General features: G+C 70.1%; 4 protein-coding genes. All 4 read right to left on the minus strand.

Translation table 11 applies throughout. The features are described from left to right. On the minus strand, positions 1-1,275 hold a 1,275-nt coding region (locus D7X74_RS39510; RefSeq protein ID WP_147446860.1), incomplete at its 3' end, for a serine/threonine-protein kinase. 139 nt (positions 1,276-1,414) lie between these two features. Next, positions 1,415-2,314 (minus strand): glycoside hydrolase family protein, encoded by a 900-nt coding sequence (locus D7X74_RS39515; protein WP_120538106.1) that lies wholly within the window; start codon positions 2,312-2,314, stop codon positions 1,415-1,417. A 73-nt stretch (positions 2,315-2,387) separates the two neighbouring features. Next, positions 2,388-3,458 (minus strand): MBL fold metallo-hydrolase, encoded by a 1,071-nt coding sequence (locus D7X74_RS39520; protein WP_120538107.1) that lies wholly within the window; start codon positions 3,456-3,458, stop codon positions 2,388-2,390. Positions 3,459-3,577: 119 nt separating this feature from the next. Further along, positions 3,578-5,045 (minus strand): ELWxxDGT repeat protein (locus D7X74_RS39525; RefSeq protein WP_120538108.1); only part of this gene is annotated, 1,468 nt, incomplete at its 5' end.

Consider the following 5,045-nt stretch of genomic DNA (forward strand, 5'->3'; position numbering starts at 1 on the left):
GCGGGGTTCCGGAACGGGGGGCGGTGCTTCCGCGACGGGCGGCGTGGAGCTCATCAGGAACCAGAGGCCGGCGCCCGTCGCGAGCAACCCGCCTCCCGCTCCCAGGCCCACGAGCAGCTTGCGCGATCCACCGGAGGACCCCGCCGGTACGGGCGGATCCGGTTCCGTCGTCCCCGTGAGGGCCGTGTTGGGCGGCTTCGCGGCCCGGGCGATGCGCCGGGTCTGAATTCCCTCCTGGGGCGGCCTTGCCGCGACCTCAGCCACGAGAGGGGCCGCACCCCACGACTTCATCTCCTGCTGGAAGGTCCCCGGCACCGCCAACTGCCGGCCCTGCTGCTCCAGGTCTCCACGGAACAGCACCCGCAGCAGGTTCGCGATGCTCAGCGAGGAGAAGCGCGAATGGTTCGCATACAGGAAGCCGGCCAGCGCCTCCGCGAATTCGTGGCTGGATTCAAAGCGCTGCTCGCGGTCCGCGGTCAGCGCCTTCATCACGATGTCATTCAATTCCTCCGGCAGGTCCGGCCGGAGTCGAACGGGCGGGGGAATCTCGCCTCGTGCCACCCGCGTCATCACGACCTGGGGCGGCCCGTCCACGGGCAGCTTGCCGCAGAGCAGTTCATACAACACGACACCGGTGGCCCAGACGTCGGTGCGCGCATCCACGTCCTCGCCGCGCGCCTGCTCCGGGGAGAAGAAGAGGTACTTGCCCTTCACGACCCCAGGCTCCGTCCTGACGCCGCGCAGGAGCTTGGCCTTGGCGATGCCGAAGTCGACGATCTTGACCTGGCCCTCGTAGCCGACGAGCACGTTGTCCGGAGAGATGTCGCGGTGGACGATGTCCAGCGGCTTTCCGCTGTTGTCCGTGCGGGTGTGCGCGTAGTGCAACCCCCGGCACATCTCCATCGCGATGAAGACCGCGACGGGGACGGGCAGGGCGGCCATGCCGCTCTTGATGGCGCGCTTGAGGACGCGGTGGAGGGGCTGGCCATCCACGAACTCCATGGCGAGGAAGTACTCACCATCCACGCGGCCAAAGTCGAACACTTGAGCGACGTTGCCATGGGACAGCGTGGCGGAGATGCGCGCCTCGCTGATGAACATGGAGATGAAGGCCTCATCGTCCGCGTACTCCGGGAGGACCTTCTTGATGAGGACCGGCTTGGTCACCCCGGCGGCGCCTACCAGTTGCGCGCGCCACGTCTCCGCCATGCCGCCCCGGCTCAGCCAGGACACCAGCTCATACCGTCCGAACGCGTCCCCCGCTTGAAGTGCCATGTGGCGGTCATCTTTACCCCAGAAATCCAGGAGCGCGGAGTAGGCCGCTCCCCGTCTGTCTTCGCCTGGGGGATGGCTCCTTCGCTGCCTGGAGGGCAGGCGGCCCGCCTGTCATGTAGGACGGAGGCTCACCCTTCGTTCAGGGTGACTGCGGCGACGTGCCGGCGGGCAGCGTGACGTAGAGGCGGCCCAGCTCGGTCAGCTCTCCGGAGGCTCCCAGCAGGTTGATGGAGGGGATCTCGTTGTTGCGCCCGGAGAACCAGGAGTAGCGCTCGATGGCGGGTTCCGACTCCAACCAGGGAATGGCATCCACCATGTACTTCTTCTGCACTTCGACGGTGATCTGGTCATGGGGCATGTCGCCGCAGGCGAACTCCGTCAGCCAGAGGGGCTTGTCGTACTTCTTGAACCGCTCCACGTACCACTTGAGCGCGCCCAGGTCGCACGCGTACCAGTGGATGGCGATGGCATCCACCTGGCAGCCCTGGCAGGCCTTGAAGAAGGCATCCAGGTAGACCACTGGATCGGTGAACTTGACGCCGTCCTCCGTGACGCAGTCGCCGCAGTAGTTCACCGCCGGGGACACCAGCTTGAGCTGCTTGCGGCGGGCCACTTCCTCCAGCACGGGCCAGAGCGCGGCGGCCTGCCGGGGCGTCTTGTTCGCCTGGCTCAGGAAGTTGGGCTCGTTGAAGCCCAGCAGGTACTGCGCGCCCGCGGGGATTTCGGATGCGAGCTGATCCGCGTTGGGCGTGCCGCCCCAGGCCATGGGCACGAAGGTGACGGCCTCGGAGGCGTAGACGCTCGCGGCGCCAGCTTCGGGGCGGGGGGACCAGTTGTACCACCAGCTCATTCCGGGCGAGAGCGCCTTCAGGTCCGCGGCCGAGTGGTAGCCATAGGCGAGGCCCCGCTTCGCGCTCTTCGTGACGACAGGGGGCGGATCCTCTGTCCGGGGCTTGCCTCCTGCCGCGGGGTCGCAGGCCAGGAGGGGGCACAGCAGCGCTGCCAGGGAGAGCGTCGGGACGAGCCGGGAGCGGAGCATGGAAAGGGACTCTACGCTCGCGCCTGGTGTGGGCGTCGAGTCCTTCCCGGTGGGACGTCAGCGCCGCGAAGCCTCAGGGTGCGGTCTGCGGCACGAGCCGGCGCTCGCCCACGTCGCGCCACCACGGCGTCACGCCCTCCACGCGCGAGGGCTCCAGGCCCCGGCCCAGGCCCGGCGTGAACAGGCGCACCTGCTGCTCCGTGGCCAGCCGCACCAGCGTCTCCGCGGGCTCATCCCACGCGTGCAGCGCCAGGTTGAAGGTCCCCCAGTGCACCGGCATCAGCGTGCCGCCGCCCAGCATCGCGTGTGCCTTGAGCGCGTTCTCCGGCCCCAGGTGGATGCCGCCCCAGCTCGGGTGGAAGGCGCCCACCTCCAGCATCACCAGGTCGAAGGGGCCATGCCGGCGGCCAATCTCCTCGAACTCCGACGTGAGGCCGGTGTCGCCGCTGAAGAACAGCCGGTGCTTGTCGGTGGTGAGCACCCAGGACGCCCACAGCGTCTTGTTGCGGTCGCCCAGGCCCCGGCCGGAAAAGTGCTGCGAGGGCGCGGCGGTGAAGCCCACCGGACCGACGCGGTGGTGCTCCCACCAGTCCAGTTCGGTGATGAGCTCCGGCGCCACGCCGAACGCCTCCAGGTGCTGTCCCACGCCCAGCGCGGTGATGAAGGGCACGCGCCGCTTCGCCAGCGCCTGGATGGTGCTGCGGCACAGGTGGTCGTAGTGGTCGTGCGACACCAGCACCGCGTCCAGGTCCGGCAGCGCGTCCAGGGGCACGGGCGGGGCGTGGAAGCGCCGGGGGCCCGCGAAGGACACGGGCGAGGCGCGGTCGCCGAAGACGGGGTCGGTGAGCACGCGCGCGCCGTCCACCTCCAGCAGCAGGGTGCTGTGGCCCAGCCAGGTGACGCGCAGACCGGTGTCCGGCGCGCGGGCCCAGGTGCCGCGTGGGTCGTCCACCGGAAGGGGGCCGGGCGGCGTGCGCTGCGTGCCGCCGAAGAAGTACTCCCCCAACAGCGGCAGCGGGTTGCCCTGGAGGCCGGGCCCCACGGGCGCGGTGTTGCGGAAGCCTTGGCCTTCGAACTGCCGGGAGGCCCGGCTGCGCTCGAGGCGTTGTCCTGCGAGGCGTGCGCTGGGGCTGACGGTGGGCATGCGCCGGTGTCTAACACCCACGCGTCCGCCCGGCACGGTCACCCGCCAGGAGCCCCGGCGGGCGGGGGGCCGTCCCGTCGGCCGGGCCCGGGACGGCGCGGGGATCCACCCGGTGGTGCCTACAGGGTCTCCTCCGGCGCCACGCAGGTGTTGCTGAGCGCGGAGGACCAGAGCTGGCCCGCCGCCGTGTCGTCGAAGGCGCTGAAGAAGACGCGCGAGCCCACGCGGAAGAACTCGCGCGGGAAGGAGGACGCCCCGACGGACGGAGGGGCGATGTCCTTGAGCTGGCGCGTCCCGCCCGTCGTGCCGTTGCTCACCCAGGGCTCGATGTTCTCCCCCGAGGTGTCGGGAGCGCTGAAGTAGACGAGGTTGTCCGCCACCGCGTACACCGGCGAGCTGTACTCGTCCGACAGGCTCAGCGGGCGGCGCAGCAGCGTCGTGCCCCCGGCGGTGCCGTTGGTGACCCAGAGCTGGGTGTCGGTGGGCGCGGGGCCGTTGCTGCCGATGTCGACGGAGAAGAACAGCTTCGTGCCCCCCGGGGCACCGCTCACGGCGTTGACGCGGGGGAACGCCGAGCCCTGCGCTGCGTAGTCATTGGGCAGGGTGACGACGGGCGTCGGGTTCCCACCCGCGAGCGGGACGCGGTAGATGACCATGTACTGGGTGGTGCGCGAGGTGGTCGTGACGTAGGCGTTGGTGCCCAGCGCCCCCAGCACCTGGACCGCGCGCGAGGCACCAAAGGACGCCAGCCGCACCGTGCCGCCCGCCGTGCCGTCCGACTTCCACAGCTCCGTCAGGCCCGTGCTCTCGCTCAAGGTGAAGAGGGCGAGCGCCGCCGTGGCGCGCAATTCGGACGGATAGGTATTGGGGCCCGCATCCAGTCGCTTCACCTGGACGGTGCCGGCGGCGGTGCCGTCCGTCCGCCAGAGGCTGGTGGCTCCCTCCACCTCGCGCACGAAGAAGAGCATTGCGTTGCCTGTCTTCGCGTCCAGGGAGCTTACGTCCACGGTCGTCCCGAAGTCGCGCAGGCGCACCGTGCCCGCGTCCGTGCCGTCCGAGCGCCACAGCTCATGGCGCGTGGCCGAGGCGGCCTGGTCGAAGACCTCCCGGAAGAAGACCAGGTCGTTGCCCATCGCCTTCAGGTGCGCCAGGGATGAACCGTCCTCGCCCGGCGTCAGGTCCTTGACGAGCCGGGTCCCCGCGCCCGTGCCGTCACTCACCCACAGCTCGTGCCCGTGCGTCGCATCCGGCGCCTGGAAGAAGAGGTGGGTCGGGGTGGCGGTGAGCCGGGACACGTTGGACGAAAAGGTGGGGGAGGCGGGGAAGTCCTTCACCTGGGTGGTGCCTGCCTCGGTGCCGGTGCTCTTCCAGAGGGCGCTGTGGCCGTCCTCGAAGTTCACCGCGAAGTGGAGCACCCCGCGGAAGTCCGCGAAGCTGCTCGGCGCCGCCGCGAAGCGGGGAATCCCGAGCTCCGAGGGCGGAAGAATCGTCTTCACGCGCTGGGTGGCCGCCGAGGTGGGAGGACAGAAGGCCTCCTGCGTCACCGTCAGGTCCGGCGCCAGGGTGGGCTCCTGTGCCTGTCTCTTA

This window comes from Corallococcus sp. CA047B, from assembly GCF_003612065.1.
Classification (GTDB): domain Bacteria; phylum Myxococcota; class Myxococcia; order Myxococcales; family Myxococcaceae; genus Corallococcus; species Corallococcus praedator.

Excerpts from the sequence above, each read along its gene's own strand:
- D7X74_RS39520 (WP_120538107.1), bottom strand. The coding sequence starts at position 3,458 with ATGCCCACCGTCAGCCCCAGCGCACGCCTCGCAGGACAACGCCTCGAG.
- D7X74_RS39515 (WP_120538106.1), bottom strand. The coding sequence starts at position 2,314 with ATGCTCCGCTCCCGGCTCGTCCCGACGCTCTCCCTGGCAGCGCTGCTG.